We start from the raw sequence: 385 nt of genomic DNA, 5'->3' as shown, positions 1-385 counted from the left end.
TCCTTTGCCAGAGAGTAAAATGAAACATTGCTGCCTATTTATTTTAACATAAATCAAACGGCAAACTCTCTGTACCTACAAAAAACATACCGCGCGCCGGCTTTTTTGCAGGGGGACGTTGGTAGGCAACCACGTTCGATTTGGCTTTGGTCACTAGGTGCATGCGGGTTTCGGAAACGAGGTGGCACGTATTCACCCGCTCCAAGGCAGGTACCGACAAGAAATATCGATCCAAAAGCAACAGCGCTTGACCGAAACTTTTCGCGGCCTCGAAGCCCTGCTCAATCATCTGAACGACATGGGAAGGTGTTTCTACTTCGCTCGCGGACTTCTTCCAGCCCAGAATGGTTTGGACACCGTCTTGTAGATTCATAAACAAGGGCAA

At 48.6% G+C, this 385-nt stretch carries 1 pseudogene; it reads right to left on the bottom strand.

From position 1 onward, the window contains the following. Nucleotides 1–43: 43 nt before the first annotated feature. Nucleotides 44–385, bottom strand: a pseudogene (locus LRL21_RS45010) (hypothetical protein); the annotation flags it as partial.

Origin of the sequence: Paenibacillus periandrae (assembly GCF_022458865.1) — a bacterium.
GTDB lineage: Bacteria > Bacillota > Bacilli > Paenibacillales > NBRC-103111 > Paenibacillus_S > Paenibacillus_S periandrae.
The sequence above is the reverse complement of the archived record's forward strand: the minus strand, read 5'-3'. Positions and strand labels throughout refer to the sequence as shown.